We start from the raw sequence: 16,862 nt of genomic DNA on the forward strand, positions 1-16,862 counted from the left end.
CTTCGCCGTCCCCGCGGGGCGCGGAGGGCGGGATAACCGGCGGCGCTCCAGGCGGCCTCTCGTGGAACGGGACATTTTGTCCGTCCATCAGGGCGATTTTTTTCGCCGTGACAGTGATCCCTTCAATCATCGCCGCGTATGACGTCCCCATTGGGGGGAAGTTCTGTCGCGTTTGATTGAAGGGTGACGCAGGATGCGCGCTACGGCTGGGGACGGGCAGAAGAAGCGGTTCGCCGCCTTCGGAATCGAGGATGCCGACGTCGCGGTGCTACGTCGGCACGCCGACACGGTCCGGCGGCGCGTGCCCGATCTACTCGACGACCTGCACGGCGACTTCGCCGGCTGGCCCGAAATCCAGTCGGCCCTGATGAAGCCGGACGTGCACGCGGTCCGCGTGGCGCACTGGGTCCGGGTCGCCTCGGGTGATCTCGGCGACGGCTTCCTCGAGTCCGCGCGAAGCCTCGCCTCCGCCTTCTACGACAGCGGCGTTCCCAGCTACGCGGTGGCCATCTGCCATGCCACCGTCGGCGCGGCGGTCACGCGGATGCTGACGGCCGAGGTGAAGGGCGGCTTCCTCTCGTCCGGTCGGGAGGACCGCGCGGCGTTGGCCGCGGCCCTCAACAAGGTCGCATGGCTCGATCTGGAAGTCCTGCTGGAAACCTATGCCGCTGCCGAGACCGAGGCGAAGCGCGCGGTGGTCAAGGCGCTGGCCGACAGGTTCGACGCGAGTGTCGGCGCGGTGATCGGCAAGGTGCTGGAGTCGGCGCGCGGTCTCGAGGGCACGGCGAAGAGCATGATCGGCACCGCCGAGACAACGACCGATCTGGCCTCGTCGGTCGGCACCTCCTATGCCCGCGCGAACGCCAGCGTACAGACGGTGGCTGGCGCTTCCCAGGAACTGTCCGCGTCGATCGCGGAGATCGGCCAGCAGATGAGCCTGTCCCAATCCATCGCCCGCAGTGCGGTGAGCGAGGCGGAGAAGACGAATGCCACCGTCAGCGGCCTCGTCCAGGCGGCCGCCCAGGTCGGCGAGGTGGTCGGCCTGATCAACTCGATCGCGGCGCAGACGAATCTCTTGGCGCTCAATGCGACCATCGAGGCGGCGCGGGCCGGCGAGGCGGGCAAGGGCTTCGCCGTCGTCGCGTCCGAGGTGAAGAATCTTGCCAACCAGACCGCCCGGGCGACGGAGCGCGTGACGGCCGAGATCAAGTCGATCCAGTCGATCAGCGCTGAGGCCGCAGGTGCCATCGGCGGCATCGCCGGCACGATCACGCGCATCGACGGGATCGGGACGTCGATCGCGGCGGCGGTGGAGGAGCAGAGCGCGGCCACCCAGGAGATCACGCGCAACGTTCGGCAGGCGGCCGAAAGCGCCGAGGAAGTCGCAGCCAGCATCGGCGCGGTTCATTCTGCCGCCGACGCCAGCCGCAACTCGTCCGTCGAGGTTCTCGGGGCCGCCGGTGTCCTTGCCGGCCAGGCCGAGGCCATGCGCCGTCAGGTCGAGAGCTTCCTCGCCGAGATCCGCGCGGCGTGACTCCCGGCGGCGCCGCCGCCGCTCAGCCGGCGGCGCGGCGGCGCTCCTGCTCCTCCCAGAAACTGTAGGCGCCCTCGCTCAGGCTGAACGGTTCGGCGTCGGCGAGGAAAGCATGGCGGTGCACGATCACGCTGTGGGCGTCGATGAACGCGACATCGTAGGCGGGCGCCTCCTGCACGCCCCGCGGCCGTGCGTCGGCATAGTCCAGCGCCATCTGATGGCAGGTGCCGCCCGGCGTGCTGAACGGCACGCCGCGCCATGAGCCGGACACCGGCCGCTGTGCGTGGCCGAAGAAGAGGTGGCGCACCCGCGGCAGGTGCGGGCCGATCCGCTCGACGAACTCGAAGCCCTGGATCAGGCCGGTGGCGTCGATCGCCGGCACGCCGAGCTTGAACGGCGGATGGTGCATGAACAGGAAGACCGGCTGCCCCTCGCTCTCGCGGAAGCGCTCGTCCAGCCAGTCGAGCCGCTCGTCGTCGTACCAGCCGGCATGGGTGCCGGTCTTGCTGGTGTCGGCGAAGATGAAGCGGCCGAGGTCGGTGTCCATCACGCTCTGCACGTTGCCGCGGCCGTCGACCTTCGCGTCGCGGAACACCTTGCGGAAGGCGTCCGGCCGGTCGTGGTCGCCGAGCAGGAAGCGCATCGGCATCGACAGGTGCGACAGTCCCGCCCGCAGGTTCTCATAGGCGGCCCGGTCGCCGAAATGCGTGAGGTTGCCGGTCAGCACCAGCAGGTCCGCGTCGGTATGGTGGCGTTGGATGTCGGCGATGCAGGCATCCAGCCGGGCGCGCGGGTCGATGCCGTAGACCTGCTCGCCGGGGGCGGCCAGGTGCGTGTCGGTCAGGTGGATCAGCTTCATGGGATCACTCGCCGTCGCAGCGGGGACGAAGGGGAGGTTTTCATTTAGGGGCCGCGGGACCGCGCGGCCACCCTTCGCGACCTCATTGGGTTACCGCAGCGACCGGCTGTCGCCCCTCCATAGCCTCGCTGCGGTCGCCGCCGTCAGGACGCCAGCCGGCGTTCCTGCTCCTCCCAGAAGCCGTAGCCCACGTCCGACGTGTCGAATTTCGGGCTGGCATCCAGGAAGTCGTGGGTGTGGATCACGACGTTCGCCGCGTCGATCAGCACGACCGCATAGGCCGGCGGCTCGTGGCTGCCGGGCGGGCTGGCGGCGGCCTGGAAATCGAGCCAGACCTGATGGTTGGTCGCGCGCAGCGTGCTGAACGGCACGCCCTGCCACGACCCGGATACCGGCCGGTGCACATGGCCGAAGAAGAGGTGGCGGATGCGCGTCAGATAGGGCCGCAGCCGCGCGGCGAAGGCATCCGCCTGGGCCAGCCCGATCCTGTCCATCGCCGGGATGCCCAGCGGCAGCGGCGGGTGGTGCATGAACAGGAAAACCGGCGCGTCGCCGCTGTCGCGGAACTGCGCCTCCAGCCAGTCCAGCCGCGCATCGTCGTACCAGCCGCCGTGGCTGCCGGCGCGCGTCGTGTCCAGGAACATCAGCCGCCCGGCGTCGGTGTCCAGGACGCTCTGGATGTTGTCGTGCGGGTCGACCGGCGCGTCCGGGAAGGTCCGGCGGAAGGTCTCGTTGCGGTCGTGATTGCCGACCAGCAGGCGCAGCGGCACGCGCAGCGCGGACAGGGCCTCGCGCACGTGCTCGAACGACGCAACGTCGCCGAAATGCGTCAGGTCGCCGGTCAGCACGGCGAGGTCGGCGTCGGCATGGTTGGCATTGATGTCGGCGATGCAGGCGTCGAGCCGGGCACGCGGGTCGAGCCCGTAGAGCATCTCGCCGGGCCCGACGAAGTGGGTGTCGGTGAAGTGGATCAGCTTCATGGAAACCTCGGCATGAAAGGCGAGGGGGCAAAAGGGGAAGGGGCCGGCGAGCCGGCCCCCTGCAGGATTTGAAGGCGGTCCGTCGTCGGCCGCGCCTCAGCTGGCCTTCTTCGGCAGCAGCTTCTGCACGTCGCGGGTCATGTCCTCCAGGACCTTCTCCGGCTCGTTCGCACGGTCGCGTGTGACGATGGAGTTCATGTGGTCCTTGATCACGTCGGTGATCTTCAGGCCGTTCTCGCCCGGGAAGGCGTACCACTTGGTCAGGATCGGCAGCTGCCTCACCGCCGTGTAGTTGTTCGGGTTCTTCTCGTAGAAGTCCTTCAGGTGGACCTCGTTCGCCACCTTGTTGGGCGGCATGTAGCCGGTGGTCTTCGCCATGATCGCGGCACCCAGCGGGCCGGTGGCGAACTTCACGAACTGCCACGCGGCCTTCCGCTTCTCCTCGTCCTTGGCGACGATCATCGCGACGTTGCCGCCGGCGGGCAGGCGGCCGACCCCTTCCTTCACGTCCGGGAAGACGTGCGTCTTCAGCGTGAACTTGCCGTCGATCATGCCGGTGGTCTTGTTCAGGTCGGACGTCGACGTGATGTGCACGCCGGTCTTGCCGGCGGCGAAGGTCGCGCGCGCGTCCGGCTGCGACAGGTTCGGCATGTTCGCCTCGGTGACGAAGCGTGCTAGCGTCTTGATCGCCGTCTGCCCCGCCGGCCCGTCGAACGCCACCTTCGTCTCGTCCTCGTTCAGCATGGTGCCGCCCTGGGCGAACACCGGCGCCTGCCACAGCCAGTTGCCGGTGATGTCCCAGACATAGGTGATGCCGTTGATGTCCGGACCCAGCGCGTCGATCTTCTTCGCCAGGTCGATCACGCCGTCCCACGTCGTCGGCAGCTTCTCCGGGTCGCCGCCGGCCTGCTTCACCAGGTCCAGGTTCCAGTAGGTGATCGGCAGTGAGATCGCGAAGGGCAGGGCGTACACCTTGCCGTTCTGCATGCCGATGTCGAACATCGCCTGGTGGAAGCCCTCCTTCTCGAAGTCCTTCTCGGCCTTGATGTAGTCGTCCATCGGTGCCGCGATGCCGCGGTCGACCAGGATGCGCACCCGGTTCAGGCCCTGGAAGGTCACGTCGGGCAGCTGGTTGGTCACCGCCTCGCGCAGGATCTTCTGCGTCCCCTCCTCGTAGGAATCGTAGGCGGCGCGGAAGGTCAGCTTGATGTCCGGCTGGACCTTCGCGAACTCCGCGGCGATCTGCTTGTGCGTCTCGTTGAACAGCTCGCCGTAGGGATACTGCACGACGACCTCGGTGGCGCCCCAGGCGCTGCCCGCGGCCATCACGGCGGCGGCGGCGGCACCCGCGAGAAGACGCGGCGACAGGATGTGCTTCGACATGGAAGTCCCCCGGTTGGGTTGGTGGCTCACTTCATGCCCGTCAGCGCGATGCCCTCGATGAAGCGTCGCTGCACCATCAGGAAGGCGATCACGAGGGGGGCGATGATCACGGTGGCCGCGGCCATCAGCGGGCCGAAATCGGTCCCCGCCTCCTGGTTGCGGAAGGCCGCGACGCCCAGCGGCGGCGTCAGCAGGTGTTCGCTGTTGATGACGATCAGCGGCCAGAAATAGTCGTTCCAGTGGGCGACGACGGAGAAGATGCCGAAGGCGGTCAGCGCCGGGATGGCGGTCGGCAGCATGACGCGCCAGACGATGCCCATCTCCGAGATGCCGTCCATGCGCGCCGCGTCGATCAGGTCGTCCGGCACGGTCAGGAAGAACTGCCGCATCAGGAAGATGCCGAAGACGGAGATCGTGAACGGCACTACCATCGCGGCGTAGCTGTTCAGGATGCCGATCTGGTGGAACAGCAGGAACAGCGGCACGGAGATCGCGTGCGGCGGGATCAGCAGGCAGAACAGCACCGCACCGAACAGCACCGGCCGCGCCCGGAAGCGCAGCTTCGCCAGGGCATAGGCGCAGGGCAGGGCCACCGCGACCTGCAGCGCGAAGATCGTCGCCGTGACGATCACGCCGTTCAGCATGAAGCGCAGCAGCGGCGCGCGCGTGAAGGCGGCGGTGTAGTTCTCGACGACGTGCAGGTCGTTCGGCCACCAGCGGATATGGTCGAGGAAGATCTCGCCCGGCGGCTTCAGCGAGGTGGAGATCATCCAGGCGAAGGGCGCCAGCATGAAGGCGGCCCCAGCCAGCAGCAGCACGTGCCGCAGGACCGCGAAACCCGGGTTGCGCCGTGCGTTCACTGGTAATGGACCTGTCTGTCGAGGAAGCGGATCTTCACCAGCGTCAGCGCCAGCACGAAGCCCAGGAAGACGACGGTGATCGCCGCGGCGTAGCCCGAGCGGAAGAACTCGAAGCCCTCGGCGTACATCGTGTAGAGCAGGACCTCGGTCGCCTTGTTCGGCCCGCCCTTGGTCAGCACGTGCACCGTGTCGAATACCTGGAACGAGCGGATCGAGGTGATCACCACGACGAACAGCATGACCGGGCCCAGCATCGGCCAGGTCACCAGCCGGAACCGCTCCCAGGCGCTCGGCACGCCGTCCATCTCGGCCGCGTCGTAGAGGAAGCGCGGAATCGAGACGATGCCGGCCAGGAACAGCACCATGTTGAAGCCGACGGCCTGCCAGATGCCGATCACCGCCAGCACCCACAGCGCCAGGTCGCCGTCGGTCAGCCAGTTCTGCGGCGTCAGCCCGATGGCCTTGAGCGCCAGGTTGGCGAGGCCGAACTGCGGGTGCAGCATGAACTCCCACACGATCGCCATGGCGATCAGCGTCGCCATCACCGGCAGGAAGTAGACGGCGCGGTAGAAGGCCTTGCCGCTGTCGCCCGCCTCGATCAGCAGGGCGATGCCCAGGCCCAGCGCCACCGACCCGGGCACCACGGTGCCGACATAGAGCAGCGTGTTGATCAGCGAGGTGCGGAACACCCGGTCGGCGAACATATCGGCGTAGTTGTCGAGGCCGATGAAGGCCATCGTCTGCGCGCCGAGCTGATAGTCGGTGACCGACAGCGCCACCACCGCCAGGATCGGCCCGATCAGCAGCGTCACCATCAACGCCACGGCCGGCGTGCACAGGGCATAGGCCGTGGCGGACTGGCGCATCTGCGCCCAGCGCACGGTGCGCGCCGAAGCGGCGGGGCGCGCGGCGGGCGCCGGTCCTGCGAGGGCGGGCTCAAGCATGGGCCGGCGCCTTCGGTCGCGTGCGCGACAGGTCGGCCCGCTTGCCGTCCGCGCCGAACACCAGCGGCGGCGGCCCGGCGATGGCGATGCCCGCCGTCTGGCCGATCGTGTGCCGGGCGGCCCATCCATGCCCGTCGGGCGCGCTGCGCACGACGACCGGCGGCCGACCCGGATCGCCGACGTGCAGATGCACCAGCAGGTCGGAGCCCAGATTCTCCACATGCGCGATCCGGCCGCGGAAGGCGCCGTGCTCCGGCTCGGTCAGCACCCCGTGCTCGGGACGGAAGGCCAGCATCACGTCGGTGCCGGGTCGTGCTTCCGCCTCCGCCGGCACGCTGCCGTCGCTGACGACGATGCTGCCGCAGTCGCGCATCACCGCCGGGAGTACGTTGATCTTCGGGCTGCCGATGAACTCGGCGACGCGCAGGTCGGCCGGGTCGCGATAGACCGTGTCCGGCGCGTCGACCTGCAGGATGGCGCCGTCCATCATCACGGCGATCCGGTCCGACATGGTCATCGCCTCGGCCTGGTCGTGCGTGACGTAGACGAAGGTCGCGCCCAGGCGCCGGTGCAGCTGCGCGATCTCAGTGCGCATGTGGACGCGCAGCTTGGCGTCCAGGTTGGACAGCGGCTCGTCCATCAGGAAGGCCTTGGGGTGGCGCACCATGGCGCGCCCCAGTGCCACGCGCTGGCGCTGCCCGCCCGACAGCTGCCCCGGCTTGCGCGCCAGCAGGTGGCCGATGCCCAGCATGTCGGCCGCCGCGTCCACCTCGGCCGCGATCTCGCGCTCGATCGTGCGCGTCCCCGGCATGAAGCGTCCGGCGAGCGGCCAGCGCTGATGCCCCGCGAGGCGCCGCATGCGCAGCGGCACCGCGATGTTCTCCGCGACGGTCAGGTGCGGGTACAGGGCGTAGGACTGGAATACCATTGCCAGGTCGCGCTGTCCCGGCCGCAGATGGTCGATCGCCTCGCCCGCGATCCGGATGGCGCCGCTCGACGCCGTCTCCAGCCCGGCGATGATCCGCAGCAGCGTCGACTTGCCGCAGCCCGACGGCCCGACCAGCGTCATGAACTCGCCCGGACGGATGTCCAGGTCGACCCGGCGCAGCACCTCCGTGCGCCCGAACGCCTTGGTCACCCCCTCGATCGCGATTCCCGCCGCCATGCCGCCACACCCGTTCCGGAATGGGCGCGAACATCGCCGCGGGCAGAGACGCGCTGATGACGGTGCGGTGAAGAATGGGAGGCGGGAGGATTACCCCGGGTGCCTGCCCCGGTACCATCAGGGCGGCCATGGGGCGTCCCGCTTCTGCCCCTGCCTTGCCTTGACTTGACCCTGAACCCGGGCCTACGGTTTTCGGGTGAAAACACGGGCTCACGATGCCGCGTGGGCAGCCAAGCTGCGCATGATCGGCCTGCTGGTTCTGGCGGTGATTGCATTCTGGTTTGCGATCGCCGGTACGGCCGCGGCTCCGACCGAGCCCATGGTTCCCTGCCATGCCGCGTCTACGGAGCATGATGCTCAGGACGTCGGCGGCCATGCGGGTCATCCGCATCAGGATCAGGAAGCCCATCGTTCAGGCTCCTGCTGCACCATGTCCTGGTGCCATGCCGCCATCGCAGCGGTTGCGGCCGGCGTATATCTGCCCCCGCTCGCCTCCGGCCGTATCGGTGGTCAAACCGACTGGACATGGCAGGAAGCCGGCTCTCGCCTGGAGCGTCCCCCGCGCACGTTCGCCTGACCGTCGCCCGTCGCGGCGGTCCAGGACGAGCACGCGCAGCGTCCCGGCGCTAGCGAAACGTGGCCGGCCTTCGGTCGGCACATCCGACGCCTCGGCGCTGCCCTCGTCTTTTCCTGCTCATCTCGCTCTCAGGAAGAGGCTCCATCTCATGACGACGCTTCACGATCTTTCCGTGCGCCTGGCCGTTGGCGCCGCCCTTGCCGGCATGCTCTCTCCCGCAATGGCTTCCCCGGGCGGCGCCGGGCATGTTCACGACATCGGCGAGCCGGCAGGTGTAACGCCTGCCACGCGCACGATCGAAATCGAACTCGGCGACAGCTTCTATAGGCCCGCGACCGTCGAGGTGCGGGCAGGGGAAGCCATCCGCTTCATACTGACCAATACCGGGGAACTCCTGCACGAGTTCAACATCGGCACCGCCGCCATGCACGCCGATCACCGGAAGGAGATGCAGGCGATGACGGACGCCGGCATGTTGACGGCCACCGCGGTCGTCACCGATCCGACAAAGATGGATCACGGCAAAATGGGCCATGGCTCAGGACACGCTATGGGCCACGGCATGATGAAGCATGACGACCCAAACAGCGTGCTCGTCGGTCCGCGCGAGAAAAAGGAGCTGGTCTGGAAATTCCCGAGCAGGACCCAGCTCGAATTCGCCTGCAACGTGCCGGGGCACTACGAGGCGGGCATGGTGGGGGAGGTCGAGTTCAGGAATTGAAGGTGGGGGCGCGTCTCCTGGCTCGATCTAAGACGGCCGGCGGCTGTCCGCGACGGCCAGGTCGACGCGCAACCGGACGGATGTGTGGCCCGTAGGCCCGTCTTAGGAGAACGAAATGCACCGAATCGCGCCGATCCTTATCCTTCTTGCCGCTGCGCCACAGGCCGTCGCGGCTGTGCCGGCCACCCTCTACCGAAGTCCCGAATGCGGCTGTTGTGTCGAATACGCCGCGCATCTGCGAGCCGGCGGCTTCGATGTCGACGTCGTCAGCACCGACGACCTCGCAGCCATCAAGGCGAAGCATCGCGTCCCTGAGGCGCTCGAAGGCTGTCATACGACCCTGATCGGCGGCTACGCCATCGAGGGGCATGTGCCCCTCGCCGTGGTGAACCGGCTTCTCGCCGATAAGCCCCGGATCAGCGGGATCTCGCTGCCCGGCATGCCGGCCGGATCACCCGGCATGGGCGGTGCGAAAACCGGGCGGTTCGTCATCTACGAACTCGATCGGCAGAAGGTCTATTCCGTGGAGTGATCGCCATGATGCACGATGGAATGATGGGCGACGGCATGATGTGGGGGATGGGAGTGCTGGGACTGCTCGTCCTGGTGATTCTCGTCCTGGCGATGGCCGCCCTGCTCAAATATCTGTTCTCCGGAAGCCGTCATTGAACTGGCGGCATTTTGGAGCGGCCGGGCTGGTCGTTGTCGCGAGCGTGACGGCGGCCGCCTGGTTCGTTGCGCCGACCGGCGGCATCGATCCGTCCGATGCCTCTCAGGTGGCGCTCGGCCGCGCGATCTATGCCGATCACTGTGCGAGCTGTCACGGGGTCAACCTGGAAGGCCAGCCGGACTGGCGCACGCGCAAGGCCGATGGCCGCATGCCCGCCCCACCCCATGATGCTTCCGGTCACACCTGGCACCACCCGGATGAGCAGTTGATCGAAATGACAAAGAAAGGTGCGTCGGGGATCGTGCCGGGCTACCAGAGCGACATGCCGGGATTCGAGGGCATCCTGAGCGATCGCGAGATCGAGGCGGTGCTGTCCTACATCAAGAGCACGTGGCCCGCCGAAATCAGGCGCCGGCAGGAGGGGCGTTAGCGACGGGCGGATGAGGTCGCGGCCGATCCTTCAGCGGATGCCGATGCGCTTCGCTCCCTTCCGGAACAAGGCGGCTGCATCGGGGTGAAAGCGCATCGCGGTGAGGAAATCGCCTATCCGGTAGTCTGGCCGCGCGCGATGGATGGTCGCGACATAGGTCCGCGCCTCCTCGACCCGGTCCGCAAGGGCGAGACTGTAGGCGGCGATCGCCAGGATATGCGCGTGCGCATTGGGGCGGGCTGCCGCCCGGACGCCCCACTCGGCCGCCTCTTCGAATCGTCCGAGACGGACGAGAGCCATGGCACGAGCGCCCAGCATGCCAAACAGCATCGGGTCGAACGGGCTGAGTTCGCGCGACTGGTCCGACGCCCTTATGGCGGCTTCGGCATCGCCGGCCTGCGAATGGAAGAATGCCAGGGTGTAGTGGCCCATCGCGAAGTTGGGGCTGAGATCGATCGCGCTTTCCAGCTCCAGGACCGATTGATCCTGGTGTCCGTTCAGCCAGAGCGCCCGGCCCATCGCCCAATGGGCGGCCGGATCCCGATCATCGGCCATCAGGCTCAGTCTGGCCGCCTCGCAGGCGCGGGCGGTCTCCGCCTCACGGTCCTCCCAATGCTGGAAGGCGCTCTGGAAGTGCGTGAAAGAGAGGCCGGCATAGGCGCGCGAAAAGGTCGGATCGAGGCGTACGGACGTCTCGAAGAAGTGCCGCGCGCGTTCGTTGTCGGCCCTGTTGAAGCGATACATGTGCCACAGGCCGCGATGGTGCGCTTCCCATGCGTCGAGCGAGTTCGGCGGCTTCAGGATGGCTCGGTTGCGTTCGACTGCCTCGATCTCGCTGGCGATCGACGCCACGATGCTGTTCCCGATGCGGTCGAGGACGTCGAACGCCTGGTCCAGCCGGTAGTCGAACACCTCCGCCCAGAGAATGCGCGCGGTCTGCGTCTCGGCGAGTTCGACCGACGCGACGACCCGCTCGCCCTGACGCTGCAGTGACCCGGCGACGATGTAGTCGACGTTCAGCGCCCTGCCTGCCTGTTCCGGCCCCATGCCCCGCTCTCGCAAGGCGAAGACAGTCCCCTGCGCGATCACGAAGAGGCTCCGCAGCTTGGCGAGCCGCGTGATCACGTCGTGGACGAGAGCGTCCGCCGGTCCGCCGCGCGGTTCGATGGCGCCGGAGCGGTCGGCGAAGGGCATCACCGCCACCGATGCGCGGCGAGGTCTGTCCGCGACGGGTTCGTCCGGACGTTCCGGACGTTCCGGGCTCTCCGGACGTTCCGGTGGGGCGCCGGCGGAGACGGGAGCTGCCGGACGCGACCCTGTTTCGGCCTGGATTCTGGCCGAGCGCCACGCCTCGCGCACCGGCGTGAAATCGATGTCCTCGGCCTCGAACAGCCGGGCCGCCGCCGCGAGATGTTCCTCCCCCTCGCGGATCCGGCCGCAGCGGGCGAGGGCTGTCAGGATTCGCTCGTGGACGCGCGGGTCGAACGGCGCCAGCTCGCGCCATGTCTCCAGATGGTCGAAGGCTTCCTCGTCGGGAATGTCGGCGACGAGCCTCTCGAGCAGGGCGGCGCGATAGCCGCGGAACCGCCGCCGCTGCGCCGCCAGCCAGCCGTCGAAGAGCGGGCTCCGGTCGATCTCCAGGCCTTCCAGGAAGTCGCCTTCGAAGAGCGCGGCGAGCGCCCGCAACTCCGAGAGATCGAGAGCCTGCATGCCGTGCTGCAGCGCCTTGGCGACTTCGATCGCATCCACCGCGCAATCGGTCAGGTCCAGCCGGATCGTGTCTCCGGCGACGCGGATGTGCTGCCGGTCCGGGCCGTCGACGATGCTCCTGATCTTGCTGAGGCACCAGCGGAGTTCGCCGCGGGGATCGTTGGGGACGTCCCACAGCAGCTCGCAGAGGTGGCTGCGCGTCACGGGATGCGGTGCGAGCGCCAGGTATGCGAGCAGCGCGCGTACCTTGCGCGATGTCGGAAGCGGCAGCGGCAGGCCCTCGCGGCTGACGGCCATGGTGCCGAGCAGGCGTACCCGAAGCATCGGCGGGTTTCCCGCCGCGTCGTTCCCCGTCGCGCCGTTCCCCGTCGCGTCGCGACGATCGGAATCCACGGGCATTTCCACGCCGGCTCCCATGCTCGCCTCCACGGGTGACCGCTACGGTCGCAATCGAGGCCGCGGCGTCCCCATGGCGCCCGGCCCGGCAGCCGTCTTCGCGCGAGCAGACCGGCAGCTTAGCAGACTCAACGGGCTCGATGGAGAATGATCATGGAAGCGTCCACAATAGCCGCCCAGCCGCAGACCGCACAGTCGATCGATCTCGGCGCCGTGAAACTGCGCCAGAAGGGAGCGTGGTCTTCCGGCGATTACGCCGTGGTCGGCACGACCCTGCAGATCGTCGGCGAGGATCTTTGCGAAGCCCTCGACATCCGCTCCGGGCAGAAGGTTCTCGATATCGCCGCCGGCAACGGCAACGCCTCGCTCGCTGCCGCGCGCCGCTGGTGCGACGTGGTCGCGACCGACTACGTGCCCTCGCTGCTCGCGCGCGCGGCCGAGCGGGCCGACGCGGAGCGGCTGTCCATCGCATTCCGGGAAGCCGACGCCGAGGCTCTTCCCTTTCCCGACGCCGGTTTCGACGTCGTCCTCTCGACCTTCGGCGTGATGTTCACCCCCGACCAGGACCGGGCGGCGGCGGAGATGATCCGCGTCTGCCGGCCGGGCGGGAAGATCGGGCTGGCCAACTGGACGCCCGATGGCTTCATCGGCCAGCTGTTCAGGACCATCGGGGCGCATGTCGCACCGCCGGCGGGAGCGCGCTCGCCGGCCTTGTGGGGCACGCAGGCGCGCATGACCGAACTGTTCCAGCCCCATGCCTCCTCCGTCAAGACGGCCTCGCGGAACTTCGTGTTCCGCTATCGGTCGCCAGCGCACTGGCTCGACGTCTTCAAGACCTACTACGGCCCCGTCCTCAAGACGTTCGCCGCGCTCGACCCCTATCGCCAAGCCTCTCTCCAGCGCGACCTCGTCGCACTCATCGATCGGTTCAATCGCGCCGACGACGGGACGATGGTCGTGCCGAGCGAATACCTGGAGGTCGTCGTAACCCGCCGCTGACGCAGGCCGCAGGGCTCGCGATCAGTATGTGAACCGGAAAGGACATCCTATGACACATCTCACTCGATGGGTGTGGGCGGCGTTGCCGCTCGCCGGAGCCGTCGTCGGGACGGCCGCACTTCTGCAGGCGGGGGAGCCGCATCATACGGTGGTGCGGGGCGACGCCGTCGAATGGGGCCCGGCGCCGGCTTCGCTGCCGCCCGGCGCCGAGGCCGCCGTGCTGCTGGGCAGTCCGGCGAAGGAGGGGCCGTTCGTGTTGCGGCTCAAATTCCCCGGTGGTTTCGCGGTTCCGCCGCACCGACACTCCAAGGACGAGTTCGTCACCGTGATCTCGGGCGGTTTCGCGATCTCATCCGGCGAGACCGCGGATCGCGCATCCGCCAAGGCGCTGCCGCCGGCGAGCTTCGTTCATCTGCCCGCCGGAATGCCGCACTATGCGTGGGCAGAAGGCGAGACCGTGGTGCAGATCAACGGCGTCGGTCCCTTCGACGTGACCTACGTCGATCCGAAGGACGACCCGCGCAAGCAGGCGGCCCGCTACTAGCCCGGGAGCTGGCACCGACGCGAACGAGAGGCCGGATCGCCCTGCGCTCGTCCTTTCGCCGGACCATCGACGGGGATAACGTGGGCCGGGGCCGCAGGCCCCCGCCGGGCGACGAACGCTCCGGCCCCGGCGGCCTGTCGTCGCGTTGTCGAAGGGAACAAGGCGGCCGCACGTCGCGACCGTATCGATCGCCCGATGCGGTCGCCGCACCATGGCGGCCGCCTCGAACGCTGGAGGCGCGGATGGGCAGGTTCGACAATATCCTGGGAACGATCGGCAACACGCCGGTCGTTAGGATCAACAGGCTGGCGCCCGAGGGCGTCAACCTCTTCGTCAAGGTGGAGGCCTTCAACCCGCTGGGCTCCATCAAGGATCGCCTGGCGCTCGGCGTCGTCGAGGCGGCGGAGCAGGCCGGCCAGCTCCGGCCGGGACAGACGGTCATCGAAGCGACCAGCGGGAACACCGGCATCGGGCTGGCTATGGTGTGCGCGCAGAAGGGCTATCCGCTCGTGGTGACGATGGCGGAACAGTTCAGCGTCGAGCGCCGCAAGCTGATGCGCTTCCTCGGCGCCAAGGTCGTGCTCACGCCCGCTGCGGGCCGTGCCTTTGCGATGGTCACCAAGGCCGCGGAACTGGCTCGGGCGCATGGCTGGTTCATGACCCGCCAGTTCGAGAACGAGGCCAATGCGGACATTCACTCCCGCACGACGGCGCGCGAGATCCTCGCCGACTTCAGGGGCGAAAGGCTCGACTACTGGGTGACGGGGTACGGTACCGGTGGCACGCTGAAGGGCGTTTCCCGGGTGCTCGCGGCGGAGAGGCCGGACACCAGGATCGTCGTCTGCGAGCCCGAAGACGCTCCACTCCTCGGCAGCGGCGTCGAGCAGGATCGCCATCCGGACGGCTCCGCCGTTACGGCACATCCGGCCTTCAAGCCGCATCCGATGCAGGGCTGGACGCCCGACTTCATCCCCAAGCTGACGGCCGATGCCGTCGCGATGGGAGCGATCGACCGGATCGTCACGGTTTCGGGCGCCGACGCCATGCGGTACGCGGGCGAACTGGCCCGGAAGGAGGGCATCTTCGTCGGGATCACCGCCGGTGCCACCTTCGCCGGAGCATTGCGCGTGGCGATGGACGCGCCGCCCGGATCGAACATCCTCTGCATGCTGCCCGACACGGGCGAGCGCTACCTCACCACGCCCCTGTTCGCCGACGTCCCGGCGGAGATGACCGAAGAGGAGCAGGAAATCTCCCGCTCGACACCGAGCGCCCAGTTCGCGTCCGTCTGACGTGCGTGCGGCGATCGGGATTCGCCGCAGGACCTGCGGAGAACGACTCGGGCGGCTGCCCGTGCCTGATCGCCCGAGCGATGTGCGGAAGCGACGGGGCGGGATTGCGGATCGGCTTCGGCCGGGCAGCGGACGCGTCGTCCGCCTGCCGATGGCTCGGCAAGCCACCGGCCGCTACTTGATGAGACGGGCCGCCAGTTCGAGCGACATCGTTCCCGGCAGCGGGACGGGCGTCGCGTCGTATTTGTTGTCGATGGTCATCTCGGCTGCACCGACCAGCGCGATCCGGTGGGCGATGAAAATGCTGAACGGCGACGGCGATCCCGAACCCGCCGCCCCCTGGAACGTGATGTCGCCCTTCGGCAGGTAGATGGCGCCGAGATAGGATTTCGAGGAGTTGCCGGTCAGAAGGTGCGGCAGGCCGATGGTCAAGCCGAGAAGGGTCGCGGGATCGCGGTCACTGACGATCACGACGCCGGCCAGCGGCCCGGAGGTCGGAGCGCTCAGTTCCACGTCGGCATTGCCGTGCATCTGGATGGTGGCATTGCCCTGCAGGTAGATCGTCACCCCCTCGCCCGTCAGCTTCGAAGGGCCGACGGTGAAGTTGCCGAGCCGGACCACATAGATGCCGGGCTGCATCACGGTGTCGCCGACAACGTTCAAGCCGCCGCAATAGACGCCAGGCTGCGCCGTCCCGCTGACCACCGGAGATTGCGAGCAGGCGCCCTTCGCCTCCGGCGGCTCGGGAAGGTCCTTCAGCGGATCGGGTACGCCGGTCGTGCAGTACTCGTCGGGAGTCGGGCTGAAGGCACCGCTGCCTTTGGTCGCGCCCGCGACGCAGATCGAATGCGCCGTGATCGCCGCGTGACCTCCCTGGCTGTCGATGGCGTCGCTCGAATCGGAGTCCACCTGGATGTTGCAGCCGGGTGCGACGATCTCCGCAGCCCCCTGGAGCTTCACGCCCACGCCGCTTTTCGCGAGGGCCATGATGCAGACCTGGACCGGGTTCATGCCGGCGGTCGCGGTGACGCTGGCCGTGGGCGATATCTTCGTGACCATCCGCGCGAAGAAGAGGGAGAAGTCTTCCGCGATGTCGACGGTGACCTGGTTGAGACCGATGGTGTAGTCGACGAGCGAGCCGTCGACCCCGTTCGCCGCCGCCTCCTGCAGGACCGCGGCTTCGATCCGTGCGACGTCGTTGCCGCGCGCCAGCTCCATCGCACCGGCGATGGCGGCGGAATCGGCGGCGCGCTGCATCACCTGGTGGCGCGAGTACCAGATGCCGACATCGACACCCAGAGCGACGAAGCCGGCCAGCGCGGTCATGAGGAAACCGGTGATAACGGCGATGTTGCCGCGGTCGCAGCGGACGAACGGATGGATCATGCCCGCGTCGTTAGTTGACAACGACCATCTCCGTTGCAGCGGCGATCGTGAATGCCGGCCGACCCGGCAGCGGGAACATGAAATCGAACGGACAGCTGACCTCGATCGACAGGATGCTGCCGGGCAGGTTGCCCGAGGAGTAGCGGATGTCGGGTGTGCAGAGATCCGTATTCACGACGCTGTCTTTCCGGATGATCGCGAGGATGTCGTTCGTCGATGCCGGAGCGCCGCTGCGTTCGCTGCGGACGATCGCGGCCCGCGCGGCGGTCCGCGTCGCATGCTCCAGGGTGGTCTGCAGGTAGAGGAGCCGCCCGACCTCGATCACGCCGAAGACGACGAGCAGGAAGAGCGGAAACACGATGGCGAATTCCACCATCCCGGCGCCGCGCTCGGACGCGGTGAAGCGTCGCAT

General features: G+C 68.1%; 18 protein-coding genes. 9 read left to right on the forward strand and 9 right to left on the reverse strand.

Annotated features, from left to right (window positions below; translation table 11 throughout):
- Window positions 1-193: 193 nt before the first annotated feature.
- Window positions 194-1,534: a methyl-accepting chemotaxis protein gene (locus ABIE65_RS21560; protein ID WP_354080583.1), complete on the forward strand. Its 1,341-nt coding sequence runs from the start codon at window positions 194-196 to the stop codon at window positions 1,532-1,534.
- A gap of 22 nt (window positions 1,535-1,556) precedes the next feature.
- Here the strand turns inward: ABIE65_RS21560 and ABIE65_RS21565 are convergent, their stop codons facing one another.
- The 6 genes from ABIE65_RS21565 to ABIE65_RS21590 form a co-directional block, all read right to left on the reverse strand.
- Window positions 1,557-2,393, reverse strand: a complete 837-nt coding sequence (locus tag ABIE65_RS21565; protein ID WP_354080585.1) for a phosphodiesterase — start codon at window positions 2,391-2,393, stop codon at window positions 1,557-1,559.
- Window positions 2,394-2,536: 143 nt separating this feature from the next.
- Window positions 2,537-3,373: a phosphodiesterase gene (locus ABIE65_RS21570; RefSeq protein WP_354080587.1), complete on the reverse strand. Its 837-nt coding sequence runs from the start codon at window positions 3,371-3,373 to the stop codon at window positions 2,537-2,539.
- Between the two features lie 96 nt (window positions 3,374-3,469).
- Window positions 3,470-4,756 carry an ABC transporter substrate-binding protein gene (locus tag ABIE65_RS21575; protein WP_354080589.1) on the reverse strand — a complete coding sequence of 429 codons (1,287 nt, stop codon included), beginning with the start codon at window positions 4,754-4,756 and terminating at the stop codon, window positions 3,470-3,472.
- A 26-nt stretch (window positions 4,757-4,782) separates the two neighbouring features.
- Window positions 4,783-5,616 carry a carbohydrate ABC transporter permease gene (locus ABIE65_RS21580; RefSeq protein ID WP_354080591.1) on the reverse strand — a complete coding sequence of 278 codons (834 nt, stop codon included), beginning with the start codon at window positions 5,614-5,616 and terminating at the stop codon, window positions 4,783-4,785.
- Window positions 5,613-6,560, reverse strand: coding sequence for a carbohydrate ABC transporter permease (locus ABIE65_RS21585; RefSeq protein ID WP_354080593.1), 948 nt, complete (start codon window positions 6,558-6,560; stop codon window positions 5,613-5,615). The genes ABIE65_RS21580 and ABIE65_RS21585 overlap by 4 nt, the downstream gene beginning before the upstream one ends.
- Window positions 6,553-7,725, reverse strand: coding sequence for an ABC transporter ATP-binding protein (locus tag ABIE65_RS21590; RefSeq protein WP_354080595.1), 1,173 nt, complete (start codon window positions 7,723-7,725; stop codon window positions 6,553-6,555). Before ABIE65_RS21590 ends, ABIE65_RS21585 begins: the two co-directional genes overlap by 8 nt.
- Before the next feature lie 241 nt (window positions 7,726-7,966).
- Between ABIE65_RS21590 and ABIE65_RS21595 the strand changes: the two genes are divergently transcribed.
- The 5 genes from ABIE65_RS21595 to ABIE65_RS21615 all read left to right on the forward strand — a co-directional run bounded on the left by ABIE65_RS21595 (window position 7,967) and on the right by ABIE65_RS21615 (window position 10,123).
- Complete coding sequence (locus tag ABIE65_RS21595) at window positions 7,967-8,302, forward strand: hypothetical protein (protein WP_354080597.1); 336 nt, start codon at window positions 7,967-7,969, stop codon at window positions 8,300-8,302.
- A gap of 148 nt (window positions 8,303-8,450) precedes the next feature.
- Entirely contained in the window at window positions 8,451-9,023 is a 573-nt protein-coding gene (locus tag ABIE65_RS21600; RefSeq protein ID WP_354080599.1) for a cupredoxin domain-containing protein, read from the forward strand.
- 115 nt (window positions 9,024-9,138) lie between these two features.
- Complete coding sequence (locus ABIE65_RS21605; protein ID WP_354080601.1) at window positions 9,139-9,555, forward strand: DUF411 domain-containing protein; 417 nt, start codon at window positions 9,139-9,141, stop codon at window positions 9,553-9,555.
- 5 nt (window positions 9,556-9,560) lie between these two features.
- Window positions 9,561-9,692 carry a hypothetical protein gene (locus ABIE65_RS21610; RefSeq protein ID WP_354080603.1) on the forward strand — a complete coding sequence of 44 codons (132 nt, stop codon included), beginning with the start codon at window positions 9,561-9,563 and terminating at the stop codon, window positions 9,690-9,692.
- A complete protein-coding gene (locus tag ABIE65_RS21615; RefSeq protein WP_354080605.1) occupies window positions 9,689-10,123 on the forward strand; it encodes a c-type cytochrome in 435 nt (144 codons plus the stop codon). The genes ABIE65_RS21610 and ABIE65_RS21615 overlap by 4 nt, the downstream gene beginning before the upstream one ends.
- Window positions 10,124-10,153: 30 nt before the next feature.
- On the opposite strand, the gene ABIE65_RS21620 is transcribed toward ABIE65_RS21615, so the two are convergent.
- Window positions 10,154-12,226 (reverse strand): hypothetical protein, encoded by a 2,073-nt coding sequence (locus ABIE65_RS21620; protein ID WP_354080607.1) that lies wholly within the window; start codon window positions 12,224-12,226, stop codon window positions 10,154-10,156.
- Between the two features lie 156 nt (window positions 12,227-12,382).
- On the opposite strand from ABIE65_RS21620, the gene ABIE65_RS21625 reads away from it, so the two are divergent.
- The 3 genes from ABIE65_RS21625 to ABIE65_RS21635 all read left to right on the forward strand — a co-directional run bounded on the left by ABIE65_RS21625 (window position 12,383) and on the right by ABIE65_RS21635 (window position 15,064).
- Entirely contained in the window at window positions 12,383-13,228 is an 846-nt protein-coding gene (locus tag ABIE65_RS21625) for a class I SAM-dependent methyltransferase (RefSeq protein WP_354080609.1), read from the forward strand.
- A 148-nt stretch (window positions 13,229-13,376) separates the two neighbouring features.
- Window positions 13,377-13,772: a cupin domain-containing protein gene (locus tag ABIE65_RS21630; protein WP_354080611.1), complete on the forward strand. Its 396-nt coding sequence runs from the start codon at window positions 13,377-13,379 to the stop codon at window positions 13,770-13,772.
- Between the two features lie 242 nt (window positions 13,773-14,014).
- A complete protein-coding gene (locus tag ABIE65_RS21635) occupies window positions 14,015-15,064 on the forward strand; it encodes a PLP-dependent cysteine synthase family protein (RefSeq protein ID WP_354080613.1) in 1,050 nt (349 codons plus the stop codon).
- A 174-nt stretch (window positions 15,065-15,238) separates the two neighbouring features.
- Here the strand turns inward: ABIE65_RS21635 and ABIE65_RS21640 are convergent, their stop codons facing one another.
- The gene (locus ABIE65_RS21640; protein ID WP_354080615.1) at window positions 15,239-16,471 is read right to left on the reverse strand and encodes a pilus assembly protein TadG-related protein; all 1,233 of its coding nucleotides are present in this window, start codon (window positions 16,469-16,471) and stop codon (window positions 15,239-15,241) included.
- Complete coding sequence (locus ABIE65_RS21645) at window positions 16,461-16,862, reverse strand: TadE/TadG family type IV pilus assembly protein (protein ID WP_354080617.1); 402 nt, start codon at window positions 16,860-16,862, stop codon at window positions 16,461-16,463. The genes ABIE65_RS21640 and ABIE65_RS21645 overlap by 11 nt, the downstream gene beginning before the upstream one ends.

It is taken from the genome of Constrictibacter sp. MBR-5, assembly GCF_040549485.1.
GTDB lineage: Bacteria > Pseudomonadota > Alphaproteobacteria > JAJUGE01 > JAJUGE01 > Constrictibacter.